Annotated in this window: 20 protein-coding genes; 18 read left to right on the top strand and 2 right to left on the bottom strand. The window is 60.2% G+C overall.

From position 1 onward, the window contains the following. The 10 genes from DPV79_RS10575 to DPV79_RS10550 all read left to right on the top strand — a co-directional run. A partial coding sequence (locus DPV79_RS10575) for a bacteriophage T4 gp5 trimerisation domain-containing protein (protein ID WP_425267356.1) occupies positions 1-596 on the top strand: 596 nt, incomplete at its 5' end. A gap of 17 nt (positions 597-613) precedes the next feature. Then, the gene (locus DPV79_RS10570; protein ID WP_113045370.1) at positions 614-1,072 is read left to right on the top strand and encodes a DcrB-related protein; all 459 of its coding nucleotides are present in this window, start codon (positions 614-616) and stop codon (positions 1,070-1,072) included. Beyond that, positions 1,069-5,361, top strand: coding sequence for an RHS repeat-associated core domain-containing protein (locus DPV79_RS10565; RefSeq protein ID WP_113045369.1), 4,293 nt, complete (start codon positions 1,069-1,071; stop codon positions 5,359-5,361). The genes DPV79_RS10570 and DPV79_RS10565 overlap by 4 nt, the downstream gene beginning before the upstream one ends. After that, the gene (locus DPV79_RS41860) at positions 5,362-5,628 is read left to right on the top strand and encodes a MafI family immunity protein (protein WP_120760940.1); all 267 of its coding nucleotides are present in this window, start codon (positions 5,362-5,364) and stop codon (positions 5,626-5,628) included. Positions 5,629-5,890: 262 nt separating this feature from the next. Continuing rightward, positions 5,891-6,175, top strand: coding sequence for a hypothetical protein (locus DPV79_RS42045; RefSeq protein ID WP_133295638.1), 285 nt, complete (start codon positions 5,891-5,893; stop codon positions 6,173-6,175). A 96-nt stretch (positions 6,176-6,271) separates the two neighbouring features. Then, positions 6,272-6,505, top strand: coding sequence for a hypothetical protein (locus DPV79_RS42040; protein WP_133295637.1), 234 nt, complete (start codon positions 6,272-6,274; stop codon positions 6,503-6,505). Between the two features lie 99 nt (positions 6,506-6,604). Next, a complete protein-coding gene (locus DPV79_RS42035; RefSeq protein WP_133295636.1) occupies positions 6,605-6,907 on the top strand; it encodes a hypothetical protein in 303 nt (100 codons plus the stop codon). Between the two features lie 519 nt (positions 6,908-7,426). After that, positions 7,427-8,224, top strand: a complete 798-nt coding sequence (locus DPV79_RS42030) for a hypothetical protein (protein ID WP_133295635.1) — start codon at positions 7,427-7,429, stop codon at positions 8,222-8,224. Positions 8,225-8,583: 359 nt separating this feature from the next. Further along, positions 8,584-8,868, top strand: a complete 285-nt coding sequence (locus DPV79_RS10555) for a hypothetical protein (RefSeq protein WP_060357695.1) — start codon at positions 8,584-8,586, stop codon at positions 8,866-8,868. Between the two features lie 476 nt (positions 8,869-9,344). Beyond that, positions 9,345-9,563 carry a SymE family type I addiction module toxin gene (locus DPV79_RS10550; protein ID WP_060198111.1) on the top strand — a complete coding sequence of 73 codons (219 nt, stop codon included), beginning with the start codon at positions 9,345-9,347 and terminating at the stop codon, positions 9,561-9,563. A gap of 86 nt (positions 9,564-9,649) precedes the next feature. On the opposite strand, the gene DPV79_RS10545 is transcribed toward DPV79_RS10550, so the two are convergent. After that, entirely contained in the window at positions 9,650-10,273 is a 624-nt protein-coding gene (locus DPV79_RS10545) for a hypothetical protein (RefSeq protein WP_113045368.1), read from the bottom strand. 26 nt (positions 10,274-10,299) lie between these two features. On the opposite strand from DPV79_RS10545, the gene DPV79_RS42025 reads away from it, so the two are divergent. From DPV79_RS42025 to DPV79_RS10510, 8 genes are all read left to right on the top strand, one after another. After that, positions 10,300-10,659 (top strand): hypothetical protein, encoded by a 360-nt coding sequence (locus DPV79_RS42025; RefSeq protein ID WP_133295634.1) that lies wholly within the window; start codon positions 10,300-10,302, stop codon positions 10,657-10,659. Positions 10,660-11,083: 424 nt separating this feature from the next. Further along, entirely contained in the window at positions 11,084-12,202 is a 1,119-nt protein-coding gene (locus DPV79_RS10540) for a branched-chain amino acid ABC transporter substrate-binding protein (RefSeq protein ID WP_027789675.1), read from the top strand. A gap of 184 nt (positions 12,203-12,386) precedes the next feature. Continuing rightward, positions 12,387-13,313 carry a high-affinity branched-chain amino acid ABC transporter permease LivH gene (gene livH, locus DPV79_RS10535; RefSeq protein WP_027789674.1) on the top strand — a complete coding sequence of 309 codons (927 nt, stop codon included), beginning with the start codon at positions 12,387-12,389 and terminating at the stop codon, positions 13,311-13,313. Between the two features lie 11 nt (positions 13,314-13,324). Next, a complete protein-coding gene (locus tag DPV79_RS10530; protein WP_059497126.1) occupies positions 13,325-14,596 on the top strand; it encodes a high-affinity branched-chain amino acid ABC transporter permease LivM in 1,272 nt (423 codons plus the stop codon). Continuing rightward, positions 14,593-15,366 carry a high-affinity branched-chain amino acid ABC transporter ATP-binding protein LivG gene (gene livG, locus DPV79_RS10525; RefSeq protein WP_113045367.1) on the top strand — a complete coding sequence of 258 codons (774 nt, stop codon included), beginning with the start codon at positions 14,593-14,595 and terminating at the stop codon, positions 15,364-15,366. The genes DPV79_RS10530 and livG overlap by 4 nt, the downstream gene beginning before the upstream one ends. Next, the gene (locus DPV79_RS10520) at positions 15,366-16,067 is read left to right on the top strand and encodes an ABC transporter ATP-binding protein (RefSeq protein ID WP_011694813.1); all 702 of its coding nucleotides are present in this window, start codon (positions 15,366-15,368) and stop codon (positions 16,065-16,067) included. The genes livG and DPV79_RS10520 overlap by 1 nt, the downstream gene beginning before the upstream one ends. 200 nt (positions 16,068-16,267) lie before the next feature. Continuing rightward, positions 16,268-16,588, top strand: a complete 321-nt coding sequence (locus tag DPV79_RS10515) for a DMT family transporter (RefSeq protein ID WP_069254874.1) — start codon at positions 16,268-16,270, stop codon at positions 16,586-16,588. Positions 16,589-16,654: 66 nt separating this feature from the next. Further along, complete coding sequence (locus tag DPV79_RS10510) at positions 16,655-17,005, top strand: VOC family protein (protein ID WP_059861996.1); 351 nt, start codon at positions 16,655-16,657, stop codon at positions 17,003-17,005. Positions 17,006-17,032: 27 nt separating this feature from the next. Here the strand turns inward: DPV79_RS10510 and DPV79_RS10505 are convergent, their stop codons facing one another. Next, positions 17,033-17,440 (bottom strand): DUF2000 domain-containing protein, encoded by a 408-nt coding sequence (locus DPV79_RS10505; RefSeq protein WP_021161420.1) that lies wholly within the window; start codon positions 17,438-17,440, stop codon positions 17,033-17,035. Between the last annotated feature and the right edge of the window lie 43 nt (positions 17,441-17,483).

Genomic DNA, 17,483 nt, shown 5'->3' with positions numbered 1-17,483 from the left:
GCTGGGGTGCGGCCGCGATTCCGCGGATCAAGCAGGAAGTGCTCGTCGCGTTCAACCAGGGCGATCCGGACAACCCGGTGATCGTCGGCCGCGTGTTCAACGGCGAGCAAGGCAACCCGTATCACGGCGCGGCCGGCCAGACGATGGGGATCAAGAGCCAGACGCACAAGGGGCAGGGGTCGAACGAGATCCGCATGACCGACACGAACGGCATGCAGGAGTTCTTCATGCACGCGCAGAAGGACATGAACACCGTCGTCGAGAACAACGAGACGCACAAGGTGCTGGGGCCGATGCGTACCGTGCTGGTGGCCACCGGCAGCGAAGAGAAGCAGATTCCGCAGGGCAACCTGACCGAGACGATCGCCGAGAAGCGCAGCACGACCGCGACCACCGTCGAGGTGACGACGCCGGCCAAGGACGGAGGCGGCGGCACGCAGGTTTACATGGCCGAGCGAGGCATCCTGCTGAAGGTGATGGACAGCTCGATCTCGCTCGCGCCGGAAGGCATTCGCCTCGAACACAAGGGCTCCGTGATTCTGATGACCGACGACGGCGTGATGGTCAACGGCAAGCGCATCGATCTCAACAAATAAAACGAACGAAACCAGCCATGCACTACGCAATTCACGAAGGCACCTTCGAACTGCCGGACGCGGCGCTTGATCGTACGGTCAACATCCTGATGATGAACGCCGGCCCCGGCGGCCTCAATCTCGTGATCGCTCGCGGGCGCTTGCGTGACGGTGAGAATCTCGACGCGTTCGTCGCGCGCGAATGGGAAGTGGCGTCGCGCGATGCCAGGATGCTGACCGAGAAAGCACGCCGGCCCGTGACGGTGGCGGGTCGTGCGGGCATCCAGATCGACTCCACGCACGAACGGGACGGCCGGCTCTGGCATCAGATGCAGACCATGTTTCCGTCGGACGACGCCGGCCGCGTGCTGGTGATGACGTTGACCAGCGCGGCGCCGCTGACCGAAGAACAGCAGGCGATCGCCGACCGCATGCTGGCCAGTTTCCAGCCGCGCGCGGCGCGACCGACCCTGCTCGGGCCGGGTGACGCGTCGTGAGCGCGGAAAACTTCGCGGCCGCTCGCTTCGAAGATCCGATCCAGCACACGTCGTTTCTGGGTGAACTGGTCGGTACGGTCGGGTCGGTGGTCGGCGGCGCCATCGTCGGGGCATTGGTGGCGGAGGCGATGGAGGGGCTGATATTCGCCGGCCTCGCCGCGCTCGAGATCGGCACGGCCGGGCTGGCGACGCCGCTCGTCATCGCGATCGGTGTCGGCGTGGCCGTTGGCTCGGGCGCGCTGATGGAAGCGAGCGGGATGAACGAGGCCATCGACGACGGCGCGAAGGCGCTGGCCAATTCGATGGTGCCGCCCGAGATCAAGGGCAAGATCGCAAGCGGATCGGGGAACGTTTACGTCAACAACAAGAAGGCGGCGCGGGCGGCGAAGCCGGGCGATCTCGATACCGTTGCGTGTACCGATCATCCCGGGCCGCAGATGATTGCCGATGGGTCGGGGAGTGTTTACATCAACGATCAACCGGCCGCGCGGGTCGGGGACAAGACCACTTGCGACGGGACGATTGCCGAAGGTTCGGACAACGTTTTCATCGGCGGCGGCACGCAGCGGGTCAGGGACGTGAAGTCTGCTACCCGGCTCGGATGGCTGGGGGCGGCGCTGGGTATTGCACTCGCGGTTTGCGGGCGCGGGAAGATGAGCTGGGGGCAGTTCCTGAAGAGCAAGGTGCCGTGTCTTGCGGTGAATTTTGCGGCGGGTGCGTTCGGTACCTGGCTGGGGAGCCTGGCGCGGCCGTCGGCAGGGCATCCGGTCAACGTCATTACCGGCAGCAAGGTTCTCGACGGCACGGACGATACCGACTTCGTACTGCCCGGGCCGTTGCCGATCGTGTGGCAGCGTTTCTATAGCAGCCTCGACGATCGTGCCGACAGCCTGTTCGGGACGGGATGGAGCGTGCCGATCAGCGTTGAACTGCGGCTCGCGCGTGAACACGGCGAGGTTCAGTCGATCACTTACTGGGACGAGCAGGGGCGCGACATCGTGTTCCCGGCCGTGTCGCCGGGTGAGAGTCACTTCAGCGTGCCTGAAGGCATTTACCTGATCTGCACCGAGGGTGGCCACTATGTGGTCGAGACGGTCGATGGTGTGTATCGCGATTTCGGTCGTGCCCGCAGCGATGCGGATAACGAAACGCTCAAGCTGTGGCGTCTCGAGGATCGCAACGGCAACTGGATCGAGGTGGAGCAGGAAGCGGCCGGTGAGGTCGTGCGGCCGGCACGGCTGCATGACAGCGCTGGTCGCGTATTGGCGTTCGCCTACGACAAGTCGCACGCCCGACGCATTGCCGCGATCGAGCTGACCCGTGGTGTGGACGGTGAGCAACCCGACACGCTGGTGCGTTACGCGTACAACGATGCTGGCGAGCTGGTTGCCGTTACCGACCGCAGCGGCTATATCGCGCGACGTTTCGCGTACGAGCGTGGACTGATCGTTCAGCACACGTTGCGCGGCGGCTTGCAGTGTTTCTATGCGTGGGAGGGTGTTGGGCGCGATGCACGTGTCGTGCGCCACTGGACCAACGACGGCGAAGCGTACACGTTCAATGCGGACCTCGCCGGGCGCACGGTGACGATTACCGACCAGATCGGCCGCGTGACGCAGTGGACATGGAACGAGGATCATCAGCCGACGAGTCATACGGATGCCGAAGGTCACGTGTGGCACCTCGAATGGAACGCGATGCGGCAGTTGGTCAGTACGACCGATCCGGCAGGGAACACGACCCGCTTCGAATATGACGAGCGCGGGCGGCAGACTCAACGCATCGATGCACTGGGCCAGGTCGAGCGCACCGAGTGGAACGGGCACTACGACCTGCCCGTCGCGGAAACCGATCCGGCCAACTCGCGCTGGATTTACCGCTACGACGATCGCGGCAACCTGACGATGACGCGCGATCCGGCGGGCTTCGCGACCGAGTATCACCGGGATGAACGCGGGTTGGTACACACGATCCGCGATGCGCGCGGTGGTTACAAGTTCCTCGAATGGAACGGCCGCGCTCAGTTGACCTCGTACACGGATTGTTCCGGCAAGGTCACGCGGTTTGCATATGATGCGCGGGGTACGCTTGCGCGCGTGACCGACGCGATGGGCCAGTCCACCGTCTATGAAACGGATGCGATGGGGAGGGTCACGGGGATCGGAACGGCTGATGGCGCGCGCCAGATGTTTCGATACGATGCGGCCGGGCGGCTCGTCGAGGTCGTTGATGCGAATCAGCGCAGCACGCGTTATGAACTTGATCCGCGCGGATTGCTGATAGCACGCACGGATGCGGCTGATCGTGTCGTGCGATTCGGGTACGACGATGCGTTCCGGTTGGCGAGTTTGACCAACGAGAATCGCGAGACGTATCGCTTCCAGTATGACCGTCGCGATCTGGTTTCTGCGCAGATCGGACTGGATGGTCACAAGCGTACGTACGAATATGACGTGTGCGGCCAAGGCACGAGTGTCCGGGATGGACAGATCGAGACGCGATACGAGCGCGACGCGATCGGTCGACTGACGGCGAAGCAAGCCGCGCATGAGCGATGTGAATATCTGTACGACAAGGCGAGCCGAATCACATCCGCCGAGTTGTACACGCTGGCTGCTCGCGGCCCGTCGCTGAAGAATCGGGTCAGCTTGAAATACGGCGCTCGCGGTGAGGTCATCGAGGAATACACACCGACCGGCTGGCTCGCGCATACCTATGATGAACTCGGCAATCGCGTCAGCACCACGATCTCCGGCGAGCGCACGATCGACTGGCTGCATTACGGGTCGGGACATGTGCACCAGATCCGCGTTGACGGTGCTGCGGTCGCCGACATGGAACGCGATGATCTGCATCGCGAGGTGCTGCGAACGCAGGGCAAGCTGACCAGTCATTTCGGATATGACGCGGTAGGCCGTCGCGCGCGGCACGCTGTGCAGCGTGGCCATGCGGCTGATGACCTGCTTGCGAAGCAGTGGCAATACGATGCAGCGGGCGACGTGATCCAGAAGCGCGATCAGCGTTATGGGACGACGAACTATCGGTATGACCCGACGGGGCGCATTGAACAGGCGGCGGGGCCGGGATTGCCGTCGGAAGTGTTTCGCTGGGATGCGGCGGCTAACCTGGTGTCGAGCGATCACCCGGGTGGCTACGTCGAGCACAACCGGCTCAAGATGTTCGAGGACAAGCGCTTCGAGTATGACGTTTATGGTCGGCTGGTTCGCAAGGTGAGTGGTCATGGGCCTGCCAAGGAACTGATTCTTGAGTACGACGATTGGAACCAGTTGAAGACCGTCGTGACGAAGGATCGGCTTGGAATCTCGACGACGCATTTTGAATACGACGCGTTCGGTCGTCGGATTCGGAAGCTCAATGGCAGTTACGCGAGTACGGATTTCCTGTGGGATGGGATGCGGTTGGTGCAGGAGACGTATCACGACCGCCAGGGTGAGGAAGCGCTGACGTATTTGTATGAGGCTAATAGCTATGTGCCGCTTGCGCGAATCGATCAAGGGAAGGCGGCGGCTAACGATGCCGATGCAAGGGATGCGGTCTACTATTTCCACAATGATGTGTCGGGGTTGCCGGAGGAACTGACCAATGCCGATGGCGAACTGACCTGGCAGGCTCGCTACAAGATGTGGGGGAGCGCGGTCCGGGAGGATTGGATCGTGCGGGAGTCACAGCGGCCAATTCCGGCATGGGGTGAAGTGCAGGGGACCGCATCTGGACCGATTTCCGTGCCGCGGCCGCAGAACCTGCGTTTCCAGGGGCAATATCTAGATCGAGAGACGGGGCTACATTACAACCTGTTCCGATACTACGATCCTGACGTTGGACGTTATATTAGTCCGGACCCGATCGGTCTGGCAGGTGGGGCTAATCTATATCAATATGCCAATGGCAATCCGATAAGCTGGATTGATCCACTTGGATTGTTTGGATGTGATCCAAAAGCACGTAAACATATCCTCTATGGCGATAGTCCTACGAGTGGCGGGCATATGTGGCCCGGTAATCCCGGGAAAACCGTATTTCCAGAATCGTGGGATGCAAAAAAGATTATTTCTGAGGTTGACGGCGTTGTTAATTCTCCGAACACCAAATGGTACGCCCAGACAGGAACCGGCGGGGCTCTAACTAAGGCGGGAGAGCCGGCCACATGGGTGTCTTGGGAAGTGAGAGATGGTGTGCGAATTCGCACTGTTTATCAGCCTGCTGTTGGTCGAATCGTGACAGCATTCCCGGACAATGAACCTATTCCGATTTTACCGGAGGCAAAATAAATGGAAGATTTGGAGAGATTGAGGGTGCTTGGAGAGGGGTTTAATGGTCGTCTTTCCGAAAGTGAAATAAAATTTGCGTTAGGATATATTGATTTCAATGAGGCGCCCTTGGCTCTGGATACACTGTGTAATTATATTTGCGAACATGATGTTGGTGTTTCGATGGATGAGTATGGCGAGATCATATTGTTGAATGGAAATTTAGGGTCTCCTCTCGGGAGGAAAATTCTTTCCTATTTGAAGAGCTTAATTCCTGGCGATCAATGACAACTGGTAGCTGGGATCTGAGTGTGAGCATTGAATAAGTTGATCTTGCAGGCTGCTACAAGGTTTGGAACAGTTCGATGCAAAAAGAATGGATGGCATCGATACGGTCGCCGGAATTGGTTGTGCGGTAATTAGGTCGTCAGCGGGGAAGATCTGGGCAATTTGGACCGAAGCTGGCAATGTAGATATAGGTGAGGTGCTTGGGGGACGTGATATTTCGTACGATGCAACATTCCATGGCTGAAATGCTGAGGTGTGCAAGGTGAGTGCGGAGTTAAGGAAGATTTTTGAAAAAAGATTGCAGGAAGCTCTCAAGGAAAAAGTCAGTGAGAGTGGTGCTAAGGTGTCAAAGGGGGAAATTCTTGTCGGTCGAGAAGGTGTGGGTAACGGGCGAATTGGATTCAGATTCCTGAAGAATGCAAATGGCTACATTCTTTCCGCCGCTGCCGATTCGCCTGATCTTCAGGATTTTTTTAAAAAAAATAATCCCCCGTATAAGCCAAGGATACCTACGGGGTTGGTGCTTGCGATGAATACATCCATGTAGAGAGTGAAGTCATTCTCTCCGAATGCCGGTGGTGCAGTTGACTTGCCGCAGAACGAGACGGAAGTCGAGTCGACATGTCGATGGATATGCGAAAAAGTGACAGGTATTTATTTGCCTAGGGTCATAAATGCGATGGAGGTTGGGGCTGGATTGATTTGGGATGTAATGGAAAATCCAAGCTATTATTCCTATCCATTTTTGACCATTGTTTTTGCGGCGAAAAGAAATGGTGTCGAATTGGGTGGGATGGATGTTGATTATTTATTGGGAAGTAGGGTGTCAGGAAGTAAGTCGTTTGATGAGGGCGTTCTAAAAGAATATTGTAGGTAATTATATGCATGAGCGACCTGGGATCGAGCGAGGCAGCGTTGCTTTCCTTATTTTTCGATCTCGTGTGGGTTTTGATGATTTTTTAACGGTTGACATTTCGTGTCGAATGAAGATAAGCGGATCGATCTATTCGTGAAAAGAGAGTATTTTCACTCTAGGACGGAGTTTCCGTGTGGTTTCGGAGAGATTTTTACGGAATTTGTCAATGGTGTTGCAGCACGTCAGATCAGCCGTCCTGATAGTGGAAGGGTCTACGCGTCTTCATCCCTACAGGATTGGAATCCTGATATAGGATTTTTGCTCTTTGATGGAGTGAGGGGTGATCTTAATCTTTCGTTAAAAGACGAAATTAAACAAGAAGATTTTGAGCGGGCTTGGAATGCAGCCATGGGCAGCCAGTAGGTTACGTTTGAAGGCGGTGATGGAGGTGCATTGAGATTTCATGCGGCTTGAAATTAAACTCTCGGAGAGCATCCGTCGAATACTCAAGGAGCTAGCATGCAGACTGTTGATCCACTTATTTCCCATGGCCAAATATTGGTTCGATCTAGGTCGTACGATGAAGGTATGAGTCAATGACGAGCCCGAAACGTAGATCAGGGGCAGTGCTGCATATAAATTACCTCATTCTTGATCCGCTTCCAGACGTTGCCTTTGGCGCAAGGGCCTACTTGCAGGTGGTGGGCAAATTCGAGAGGAACGAACTCGCCGCACGGTGCGCCGGAAAGCGATGTCTCTTCGAGATGATCCTTGGAGATGCGCGAAAGACAAACCGTAGCGGGGAAGTGCGACAGCTAATTCGGATTCGATTCTTCCTCGGATCTACTGGGCCAGATGCGCCGGAGCCTCAAGAGCCGGAATTTTCCAACTAAGACGCGAACGGAAATTGTTCTCGCCTCAATATCAGGAGTCTGAGAAGAGATGAGCGTTGGAATCGTAATTTATGGAACCGATCCGACTCAGGTCGAGTCCGCTCTGTCAATGGCTGAAAGCCTGTTTCGTCAATTTGGTGGAGAAGCAACTAAGGCGGTTTTTCTGGAATTCGTTGTCCGGAACGGAGAGAGATTTGCTGATGATCATGAAACGTCTATCGCTGAATTAAGGGGCAGGATTGCAACTGGAGAGGTCGTTGAATTTCAGGTATATAACGACGAGGAAAATGGTGACGTCCCAGTTATTTCATTTGGCCACAATGTCCCGGAATTTGAGGGGCTATCATTTGTCGATGTCCAGATAGGGAGGTCAATTGGCGAGGTAAGTAAAGAAATAGCGAAATTTATAAAGCATGCGGCCATTAATGTGAGATTTAAGTACGCGATCGCTTACGATGCGGAAAATCCGTCGATTGCGTACAAATATTCGACTGGTGTTAATTTGGTTAGGATTTTCCCTTTTGAAAATACGTCTCTTTTCACCAGGGAGCTCCCTAATAGATCGCCCGGATCGGCGAGCTACGAAGGAACGAAGCTCAGGATGGTTTATCCCCTGAATGTTCTCAACGAAGAGCACCTGGATATTCGCGTCGACGATCTTCCTTTGAAGGAATGGATCGGATCTGATTCTTCTCGAGGATCGTTGGAAAGCATTTCAAATGGTATGTGGCTTTGGTCAGTCGATGTGACAGCTTTGTCCGAAGTCAACAACGCTTGCGGAGAGGCAGGAATATTGCTTGCCTGGCAAAAAGCGTCAACGAATAAGCCGGCGCGTAAACTACCCTGAGCGCGTTTCCGGAATGGAGCGGATCGTAAGCGATTCGGTCGATTCAGAATCGCATACGCGAAAAATGCGGCGTACGACTACACGGGGTACAGCGGCCGGCTGCTTGCCACAACAATTGCACGCTGTTACCGAAGAAGATTCCGAATCGTGTGGCGACTGGCCCCCCGAATATGGAGCTTACTTATCGCTACGATACGGGTGCGCGACTGGTATCTACGGGGGGGGCAGAAAATCGAAAACAACCACACATGCACGCACATGTGGGAGGCTGAGTCAGCCCGAATTGTGACGATGTAGTGCTCCTACCGTCGGCGCGTGATCCCGAGAACGACGATCTAATTTGTTTTGGAGGTGCTCTGTTGATTCGGCTCGAACAGTACTATGCTGGCGACGATGTCTGGAAAAATTTCTCCGATCTCTTTGCGAAATTCAAGGATTTTCCGGAAGTCCGAGATCTCGCTAAGGCTCTAAATGGGCACCTTGATCTTGCTTACACGATCTATTGGGTTGCCGGCCCGACGTCGGCCCAGAAGTGGATAAGTTCGAACGTCCCGGCACTCGACAACATCAGCCCCATCGATTGCACTGACGACCCGGAGTTGATTAAGCGCCTGCGCGAATGTCTAATGCGGATGCCATCGTAACGACCACGGCAACCGCTATGCGCGTTCGCGTTAGAGGAAGCGCAGGCTCACCGCCGTACCGGTAGCGGCTATACGTGGCGCGTGGCCAAGGTCGAACCGTTTCAAATCGTCACGTTCTGATCAGTCGTGTCAGGGACTGATCGCGCTTGCGTCGATTTGCTCCCCATTGGCTTCGAAGCGCGCAATAAACCGAGGACTGACCAAGTCGCGTGCCTATACCCAATGGCTAACGTGCAGCTCAATACGCGTCGGTGATGGTCTGATAGGCAATGTCCAACTGATGATGATTGCGTGCACGCCGTGCGCGTGAATGGATGTGCCACACGCGCCGACTCCCTATCAAGGCACTGTATCCACCGAATACCAACAAAGGAGGAATCCGAACCATCAAAAGCAACGCAGTAAACGAGCGCGGGCCGCAAGTGCTACCAACACTCACGACCCGCTAACCACAGCCAACTGAACAGGAGTTGTCCATGGCTAAGCCGAATCATAAAGCACGACCACCAAAGACGGAACGTTTCGTCACGATTCAGGAAATGTGGGGTACGCCGAAAACCGACCTCAAGCCGGAGAAGATCTTTCCGTACATGAAGATTGGTGGAATGTGGCTGATCAGCGATGCGTGTTTTGTCCCGGGCCGAAAGGCGCGAATCGATATTGAGCCTGGCAGGCTGATCATCACGCAGTTGTAAAAGGCAACGCCGCAGGATGCGGCCGCGCTGCGCGAAGTCGCGCAGCGCGCCGGGCAGGGCAACCTAAGCCACCCGCGCCGAGCCCATCACCAAGCGATATTGCAAGACGACCGCGACGTCCTCGCACCGCCGGTAGCCGTGCAATGCGTCCCCGCTCCATTGTCATAGAACGTCCGCGTCTCCGGCTGCGGCACGGACGGATCGAACGGATTCGGCGCACCATGCGGCCCGCGCGGCGCGTCGTACGGCCGCTGCGCCGCATACGATCCGCCACTACCCGCCGGTCGTGAGCCATTCGCCCGCAGGTATTCATTCCAGTTCTGCTCACGCTGCTCGTATCCAGGCACCGCGCGGCCAAAACTATCGCTGCCACCCGCTCCGAGCGCGACCCGATTCGCGGGCAACACCAACTCGGGTTCATGTTCCGACGAAGGCGGCGCTGCCACAAGCGCATCGCCCGTTACACGCAACGGTCGCGTATCCGGCGTATCGAACGGACTACGCTCCACGGGCGCAGCGTACTGCGAGCGGCGGCGGTTCAAACGTGCCGTATGTCCATCATCGCGAATGGCGGCGCGCCGTTCGGAACGAAAAACATTGGCACCGGCCGACCGATCGGTCAGCGAATCGCGGCCCGACGCATTGGCGGTAGAAACAGAAAGCGCGCACGCGATCGCGGCGGCGGAGGAAAGGCGAAACGGATGATTCATGAGCGATCCCAATCAGGTGATGTGCAATGAAAAAAACGGCAGATCACTGGCTGGCGGCTGGGCGACGGGCGGGCGTTGAAGTGGCCCTGAAGCGACTGCGAGGCGCGGTGGACGCGTCTCGCAGGAAGGCTGGCTGGATTGCAGAGGCGAATTCGTATTATTTCACATCAATAACAATCACCTTTCCAACGATCGAGGATCGTCGGCAAACAGAAGGCTTGAGCGCCTCCGCCCAACGCACTGCAATGGTGCTCACCAAACCAATCATCAGTCGATTGAAGAACGACGATGCGACCCTTTACAGCCCCGCCACGCACCACGAAAAATCGCCTATCACCCAATCCCAATCCCGACAAGGCACAGCGCCGAAAAACCCCCGCCAATAGCAACCGGATTGCACTCCCAGCCTCCATGCGGCGTCCCCAAGGTTGCGCCGTCATTGCTACCGACTGTCACAACCTCTCTACGTGTTTTCCCTCGGTAGACCGGCATTTTTGACAGACGATTTAAAAACGCCCATATAATTTCGACTGCCTTGCCAACGGCTGTCGGACCATCCCTCCGATCAAGCGGTTTGGCAAGCGGGGCAGGCGAAACGCTTGCGCAATGCAAGACGCATCACGATGTCTTTCCGAACCAGACGTCCCCTTCGGGGACTGCAAGAGCCGGGCCCCGCTACGCAACATTCCGCTGGAGTTCCGTCTTCTATGTGTCTCGGGCGTGTCCCATGTCCTCGCCCCGGGTGCTGTTCGATTGCGCAAGTCATGCCGCCTTTGCCCGTATGACTAAACAACATCGAGGAGCTCCCAGATGACGCTGTCCCGTCTTACGTCCATTTCCGTCGCCGCCGTGCTGTTCGCCGCCGGCGCGGCCACCGCGCAAGCGGAAACCGTGAAGATCGCCATCGCTGGTCCGATGAGCGGCTCGGTCGCCCAATACGGCGACATGGTGAAGGCCGGCGCGCTGACCGCGATCGAGCAGGTCAACGCAGCAGGCGGTGCGGGCGGCAACAAGTTCGAAGTGGTGATGATGGACGACGCATGCGAACCGAAGCAGGCCGTCGCCGTCGCCAACAAGATCGTCAGCCAGAAGATCAAGTACGTGATCGGCCACGTGTGCTCGGGGTCGACGATCCCGGCCTCCGACATCTACGAGAACGAAGGCATCGTGATGGTCACGCCGTCGGCCACCGCACCGCAGCTGACGGAAGGCAAGAAGCGTCACTTCATCTTCCGCACGATCGGCCGTGACGACCAGCAAGGCCCGGCCGCCGCGCACTTCATCATCAACAACGTGAAGCCGAAGAAGGTCGCGGTGCTGCACGACAAGCAGTCGTACGGCCAGGGCATCGCATCGTCGGTGAAGAAGGACCTCGAAGCCGCGAAGATCCCGGTCGTGCTGTTCGAAGGCATCAACGCCGGCGATTCGGACTACTCGGCGATCATCACGAAGCTGAAGTCGCAAGGCGTCGATTTCGTCTACTTCGGCGGCTACCACCCGGAAATGGGCCTGCTGCTGCGCCAGGCGCGCGAGCAGGGCGTGAAGGCCACGTTCATGGGGCCTGAAGGCGTGGGCAACAAGGACGTGACGGCAATCGCCGGCCCGGCCTCGGAAGGCATGCTCGTCACGCTGCCGGCCGACTTCTCGGCCGATCCGGCCAACGCGGCGCTCGTGAAGGCGTTCGCGGACAAGAAGCGCGATCCGAACGGCCCGTTCCAGATGCCGTCGTACGCCGCGGTGAAGATCATCGCCGACGCGATCGCCGGCGCGAAGACGACCGACCCGACCAAGGTCGCCGCGTACATGCACAAGACGACGTTCGACACACCGATCGGCAAGGTCGCGTATGACGCGCAGGGCGACCTGAAGGCGTTCAAGTTCGTCGTGTACACGTGGCACAAGGACGCGACGAAGACCGCCGCCAAGTAATACGGAGTACCCGCCCACGCATCCGCCCTGTCCGAAACCCGGACGGGGCGGGTGTGCATTCGCGCCGCGCATGTCCCCAGTGCGCGGCCGGCAGGCGGCCCGAGACGACACCGTGCGTTGCGCGCGGCCGAATGCCGTGATCCGGCGCGGTACGCGACACAGCGCCAACGGGAGCTTCCCGCACATGACTGACTTCTTTCCGCAATTCGCCCAGCAGCTGGTCAACGGCCTGACGCTGGGTGCGATCTATGCGCTGATCGCCATCGGCTATTCGATGGTCTACGGCATCATCGGCATGATCAACTTCGCCCACGGCGAGATCTACATGATCGGCGCATACGTGGGCCTCGTCACCCTGACGGCCATCGGCATCTCCGCCGGTTATCCGCTGCCGCTCGTGCTCGGCGCCGCACTGATCGTGTCGGTGATCGTCACCGGGCTGTACGGTTTCGCGGTCGAGCGCGTCGCGTATCGGCCGCTGCGCGGCGGCCCGCGCCTCGTGCCGCTGATCTCCGCGATCGGCATGTCGATCTTCCTGCAGAACTACGTGCAGATCGGCCAGGGCGCGCGCGACGTGTCCGTGCCGGTGCTGATCTCCGGCGCGTTCGACATCCATCTCGGCGGCGACTTCGACGTGACGATCCCGTATGCGCGCCTGCTGATCGTCTGCGTGACGGTCGTGCTGATGATCGCGCTCACGTTGTTCATCTCGCATTCGCGGATGGGCCGTGCCTGCCGCGCATGCGCCGAGGACATGAAGATGGCGAACCTGCTCGGCATCGACACGAACCGCGTGATCTCGTTCACGTTCGTGCTCGGCGCGATGCTGGCGGCCGTCGGCGGCGTGCTGATCGGGCTGACGATCGGCAAGCTGAACCCGTATATCGGCTTCGTCGCGGGTATCAAGGCGTTCACCGCCGCGGTGCTCGGCGGGATCGGCAGCATCCCGGGCGCGATGCTCGGCGGCGTGCTGCTGGGCCTCGCTGAAACCTTCGCCGCAGGCTACATGCCGGCCGAGTACAAGGACGTCGTCGCGTTCGGCCTGCTCGTGCTGATCCTGCTCTTCCGCCCGACCGGCCTGCTCGGCAAGTCGGACATCGAAAAGGTTTGACGGAGACGCAGATGAGTACAGTCATTTCCGTTCGCCGCCCTGCCGCCGACGCTTCGATCGGCCAGGCGCTGAAAAATGCCGTGGCCGCCGCGTTCCTGACGGCGATCCTCACGATTCCGGTGCTCGGGCTGCAACTGAAGCTCGACGGCTATCAGGTGGTGCTCACGCCGCACTGGCGGCCGGTGTGGATCGCGGTCGCGGCCGTGTTCCTGTTCCAGCTGTTCAAGCCGTGGCTCGTGCGCGCGAAATCGGCGGTGAAGCTGCCGGCGATGCCCGCGATGGGCGCGCGGCAGCAGCGCGCGGTCGTATGGGTGCTGCTCGCGGTCGGGCTCGTGTGGCCGTTCTTCGGCTCGCGCGGCGCGGTGGACGTCGCGACGCTCGCGCTGATCTACGTGATCCTCGGCCTCGGGCTGAACATCGTGGTCGGTTTCGCGGGGCTGCTGGATCTCGGTTATGTCGGGTTCTACGCGGTCGGCGGCTATACGTATGCGATGCTGAACCAGTACTTCGGGCTGTCGTTCTGGGAGTGCCTGCCGCTCGCCGCGATCGCGGCCGCGACGTTCGGCTTCCTGCTCGGCTTCCCGGTGCTGCGGCTGCGCGGCGACTATCTCGCGATCGTCACGCTCGGCTTCGGCGAAATCATCCGCCTGCTCGCGAACAACCTGACGAGCCTCACGGGCGGCCCGGACGGCATCTCGGGCATCCCGAAGCCGACCGTGTTCGGTTACGAGATGGCGCGCAGCGCGAGCGTCGAAGGCGCGAAGACGTTCCACGAACTGATCGGGCTGGAATACAGCGGCGACCACGTGGTGATCTTCCTGTACCTGCTCGCGCTCGTGCTGGTCGGCTTCACGCTGTTCGTCACGAGCCGCCTGATCCGCATGCCGATGGGCCGTGCGTGGGAAGCGCTGCGCGACGACGAGATCGCGTGCCGTTCGCTGGGCCTGAACCCGACGCGCATCAAGCTGTCGGCGTTCACGCTCGGCGCGGCGTTCGCGGGCATCGGCGGCGCGTTCTTCGCGGCACGCCAGGGCCTCGTGAATCCTGAATCGTTCACCTTCATCGAATCGGCGCTGATCCTCGCGATCGTCGTGCTCGGCGGGATGGGTTCGCAGCTCGGCGTGATTCTCGCGGCGATCCTGCTGACCGTACTGCCGGAAGTCGCGCGCGGCTTCGCCGAGTACCGGATGCTGATCTTCGGTCTGGTGATGGTGTTGATGATGATGTGGCGTCCGCAGGGCCTGCTGCCCGCGAGCCGTCCCCACGTGGAGCTGCCGCGATGAGCGCACATGCAGAACTGTTGAAGGTCGCCGGGCTGCAGATGCGCTTCGGCGGGTTGCTCGCGGTGGACGGGATCGATTTCGACGTGCGCCGCGATGAAGTGTTCGCGATCATCGGGCCGAACGGCGCGGGAAAGACCACGGTGTTCAACTGCGTCGGCGGCTTCTACAAGCCGACCGGCGGCGACGTCGTGCTCGACGGCCACGCGATCGCGGGGCTGCCGAGCCACAAGATCGCGTTGAAGGGCCTCGTGCGGACGTTCCAGAACATTCGCCTGTTCAAGTCGCTGACCGTCGTCGAGAACCTGCTCGTTGCGCAGCACCGCAAGGTGAAGGCGGGGTTGCTGCCGGGCCTCTTCTCGACGCCCGCGTATCGCCGTGCCGAGAAGGAAGCGCTCGAGCGCGCGGCGGTGTGGCTCGACCGGATGGGGCTGACGTCGGTCGCCAACCGGCCGGCCGGCACGCTGTCGTACGGGCATCAGCGGCGCCTGGAGATTGCGCGCTGCATGATCACCGAGCCGCGCCTGCTGATGCTCGACGAGCCGGCGGCCGGCCTCAACCCGCAGGAAAAGATCGAACTGCAGCACCTGATCGACAAGCTGCGCCGTGAGTTCGGCGTATCGGTACTGCTGATCGAACACGACATGAGCCTCGTGATGGGCGTGTCCGACCGCATCCTCGTGATGGAGCACGGCCGGCCGATCGTGATCGGCACGCCGGAAGCGGTCCGCAACGACCCGCGCGTGATCAAGGCGTATCTGGGGGAAGAGTGATGCTGAAGCTGGAACAGGTCCATACGCACTACGGCGCGGTCGAGGCGCTCGCGGGCGTGTCGATCGAGGTGAACAAGGGCGAGATCGTCACGCTGATCGGCAGCAACGGCGCCGGCAAGACGACGCTGATGATGACCGTGTGCGGCACGCCGCGCGCATCGTCGGGCCGCGTGCTGTTCGAGGGCAACGACATCACCGCGATGTCGACGCACCAGATCATGCGGCAGGGGATGGCGATCTCGCCGGAAGGGCGGCGCGTGTTCCCGAGCCTGACGGTGCTCGAGAACCTGAAGATGGGCGGCTTCTTCGCGAGCCGTCATGAGATCGACGACGGCATCGAGCACGTGTTCAAGCTGTTTCCGCGCCTGAAGGAGCGCGCGACGCAGCGGGCCGGCACGATGTCGGGCGGCGAGCAGCAGATGCTGGCGATCGGCCGTGCGCTGATGAGCAAGCCGCGCCTGCTGCTGCTCGACGAACCGACGCTCGGCCTCGCGCCGCTCGTGATCGCGCAGATCTTCGACATCATCAGGACGATCCGCGACGAGGGCGTCACCGTGTTCCTCGTCGAGCAGAACGCGAACAAGGCGCTCGGTGTGGCCGATCGCGGCTACGTGCTCGAAACGGGGCGCGTGGTGCTTGCCGATACGGGCGCGAACCTGCTCGCGAACGACCGGATCAAGCAGGCGTACCTCGGCGGTTGATGAAGGAAGCCGCCGGCCTGCAACGGGCCGGCGGTCACCGCGAATGGTGTAGCCGATTCGGTTTCGATCGTAGTTGATCCGGCTACGCCCGGCGGCGACGCGAAACACCGCTATCGGCAGCCGTTCGACCTCGACCTCGATCTGCCGATGCCTTTTCTACTCTAGCCGATCCTGAACGTGCTTTTCAGCACGTCGCGCAAATGCAGCGCGGCGCGATTGCCGTCGTCCGTCAGCCGGATGTGTGGGTGTCCGTCGTGTGGCTGACGGTTTTCTCGACCTTTATCGCCTACCTGTCGTTGTGGGCGCTGCTCAAGCGCATGCCCGCGACGCGCGTGGCGACCCTCGTTTATCTCGAACCGCCGGTGACGCTGACCTGGGCCGCGTGGATGTTCGGCGACAGCGTCGCGGTGTCGACCTATCTCGGCATCGTCGTCGTCGCGATCGGTGTGTGGCTGGCCGGCAAGCCAGGCGAGCGGGCCACCCGGGCCCGGCGTGCCAGGATGGAAGCGGCCGGGCGCTGATGCGCTGGTTGTGCACGCGATTCCGGTGTAGCGTCGCGGTACTGTCACGACCTGTGAAGGAATCCGATGAAGGTCAAACGGATCGTCGCCAATATCGACACACGATCAGTCGACGACGCAAAGCGCTTCTACCAGCGGATCTTCGGCCTCGACTTGCTGATGGACCACGGCTGGATCGCAACCTATGGCAATGCCGAGCAGATGGACGTGCAGATCAGCTTCGCATCGCAGGGCGGGGCGGGTACGCCGACGCCCGATCTGTCGATCGAGGTCGACGACGTCGACGAAGCGCTCGCACGCGTGCAGGCGGCCGGGATTCCCGTCGAATACGGCCCGGCTGACGAGCCTTGGGGCGTGCGGCGGTTTTACGTGCGCGATCCGTTCGGCAAGCTCGTCAACGTGCTCGCGCATCGTTGATCCGGGATGCGGGGGCGGCCCGGGTGTTCACGTATGCAGCGCCAGCCCCTTCACGGCCTTGTCGACCGCCTTCTTCGGCCCGCGCAGCGCCAGCCCGACGAGGTCGGGATGCTCGGCGTCGCCGGCACGAAAGACTTCGCGGTTGGCCGCGTCGTGCCCGGTCGAAAACATCGCGTGCACGTAGGGCACGATCGTGAGTTCGCGCGACAGCGCCTGCCGGTGCGCGGCCTGCAGGCCGTTCAAATCGGCGGCGAACACCAGCATCGGCTGGCCCAGCATGCGGCCGTAGCGGCGTCCCGCCGCATCCTCGTAAGGCTCGCCGAGCGCTTCGGGCGCTTCAGCCGCGACGCCCGTCGCGAGAAACGCGACGACATTGAGTTTCTGCCACGCCGCGAGATCGTCGCGCACGATCAGCGCCACCTTGGTATCGAACATGATTGCTCCTCGTTGAAGCGCACATGATCGGATGCCGCGTGGG

The organism is Burkholderia reimsis, from assembly GCF_003294055.1.
In the GTDB taxonomy this organism is placed as follows: Bacteria; Pseudomonadota; Gammaproteobacteria; order Burkholderiales; family Burkholderiaceae; genus Burkholderia; species Burkholderia cepacia.
The sequence above is the reverse complement of the archived record's forward strand: the minus strand, read 5'-3'. Positions and strand labels throughout refer to the sequence as shown.

Bases quoted from the DNA above. Each gene is read 5' to 3' on its own strand.
- livH (WP_027789674.1), top strand. From the start codon at position 12,387: ATGACTGACTTCTTTCCGCAATTCGCCCAGCAGCTGGTCAACGGCCTG.
- DPV79_RS10510 (WP_059861996.1), top strand. From the start codon at position 16,655: ATGAAGGTCAAACGGATCGTCGCCAATATCGACACACGATCAGTCGAC.
- DPV79_RS42030 (WP_133295635.1), top strand. From the start codon at position 7,427: ATGAGCGTTGGAATCGTAATTTATGGAACCGATCCGACTCAGGTCGAG.
- DPV79_RS10570 (WP_113045370.1), top strand. From the start codon at position 614: ATGCACTACGCAATTCACGAAGGCACCTTCGAACTGCCGGACGCGGCG.
- DPV79_RS42025 (WP_133295634.1), top strand. From the start codon at position 10,300: ATGAAAAAAACGGCAGATCACTGGCTGGCGGCTGGGCGACGGGCGGGC.
- DPV79_RS10530 (WP_059497126.1), top strand. From the start codon at position 13,325: ATGAGTACAGTCATTTCCGTTCGCCGCCCTGCCGCCGACGCTTCGATC.
- livG (WP_113045367.1), top strand. From the start codon at position 14,593: ATGAGCGCACATGCAGAACTGTTGAAGGTCGCCGGGCTGCAGATGCGC.
- DPV79_RS10520 (WP_011694813.1), top strand. From the start codon at position 15,366: ATGCTGAAGCTGGAACAGGTCCATACGCACTACGGCGCGGTCGAGGCG.
- DPV79_RS10540 (WP_027789675.1), top strand. From the start codon at position 11,084: ATGACGCTGTCCCGTCTTACGTCCATTTCCGTCGCCGCCGTGCTGTTC.
- DPV79_RS10550 (WP_060198111.1), top strand. From the start codon at position 9,345: ATGGCTAAGCCGAATCATAAAGCACGACCACCAAAGACGGAACGTTTC.
- DPV79_RS10505 (WP_021161420.1), bottom strand. From the start codon at position 17,440: ATGTTCGATACCAAGGTGGCGCTGATCGTGCGCGACGATCTCGCGGCG.
- DPV79_RS10515 (WP_069254874.1), top strand. From the start codon at position 16,268: ATGCAGCGCGGCGCGATTGCCGTCGTCCGTCAGCCGGATGTGTGGGTG.
- DPV79_RS10545 (WP_113045368.1), bottom strand. From the start codon at position 10,273: ATGAATCATCCGTTTCGCCTTTCCTCCGCCGCCGCGATCGCGTGCGCG.
- DPV79_RS41860 (WP_120760940.1), top strand. From the start codon at position 5,362: ATGGAAGATTTGGAGAGATTGAGGGTGCTTGGAGAGGGGTTTAATGGT.